A 1,326-nucleotide genomic window follows, 5' to 3' on the forward strand; every position below is an offset into this window, starting at 1 on the left:
GCTCAAACAAAAACAACGAGTACAGGAATATCAACCTGTTGTCCATCGCCTACGCCTGTCGGCCTCGGCTTAGGTCCCGACTAACCCTGGGCGGACGAGCCTTCCCCAGGAAACCTTAGTCATTCGGTGGACAGGATTCTCACCTGTCTTTCGCTACTCATACCGGCATTCTCACTTCTAAGCGCTCCAGCAGTCCTCACGGTCTACCTTCGACGCCCTTAGAACGCTCTCCTACCAGTGTACCAAAGGTACACTCCACAGCTTCGGTAATATGTTTAGCCCCGGTACATTTTCGGCGCAGGGTCACTCGACTAGTGAGCTATTACGCACTCTTTAAATGGTGGCTGCTTCTGAGCCAACATCCTAGTTGTCTGTGCAACCCCACATCCTTTTCCACTTAACATATATTTTGGGACCTTAGCTGGTGGTCTGGGCTGTTTCCCTTTCGACTATGGATCTTATCACTCACAGTCTGACTCCCGGATATAAATGAATGGCATTCGGAGTTTATCTGAATTCGGTAACCCGAGATGGGCCCCTAGTCCAAACAGTGCTCTACCTCCATCATTCTTAAATCCGAGGCTAGCCCTAAAGCTATTTCGGAGAGAACCAGCTATCTCCAAGTTCGATTGGAATTTCTCCGCTACCCACACCTCATCCCCGCACTTTTCAACGTACGTGGGTTCGGTCCTCCAGTGCGTTTTACCGCACCTTCAACCTGGACATGGGTAGATCACATGGTTTCGGGTCTACGACTACATACTAAAACGCCCTATTCAGACTCGCTTTCGCTACGGCTCCGCCTCTTCAGCTTAACCTCGCATGCAATCGTAACTCGCCGGTTCATTCTACAAAAGGCACGCCATCACCCATTAACGGGCTTTGACTTGTTGTAGGCACACGGTTTCAGGATCTATTTCACTCCCCTTCCGGGGTGCTTTTCACCTTTCCCTCACGGTACTGGTTCACTATCGGTCACTAGGGAGTATTTAGCCTTGGGAGATGGTCCTCCCGGATTCCGACGGAATTTCTCGTGTTCCGCCGTACTCAGGATACTCCTAGGTGCAAACCAAATTTCGTCTACGGGGTTTTTACCCTCTTTGACTGACTTTTCCAAGTCATTCGACTATCTGATTATACTACCATATCGGAGTCCTACAACCCCAAGATGCAAGCATCTTGGTTTGGGCTTTTCCCGTTTCGCTCGCCGCTACTCAGGGAATCGAATTTTCTTTCTCTTCCTGCAGGTACTTAGATGTTTCAGTTCTCTGCGTCTACCTCTAATCAGCTATGTATTCACTGAAAAGTAACATCCTATAAAAGATG

The 1,326-nt window shown here is 49.1% G+C and carries 1 rRNA gene; it reads right to left on the reverse strand.

Going from position 1 to position 1,326, the window contains the following annotated elements:
- Positions 1 to 1,326, reverse strand: a 23S ribosomal RNA gene (locus ACWOEC_RS12195); the annotation flags it as partial.

Source organism: Enterococcus bulliens (assembly GCF_053761865.1).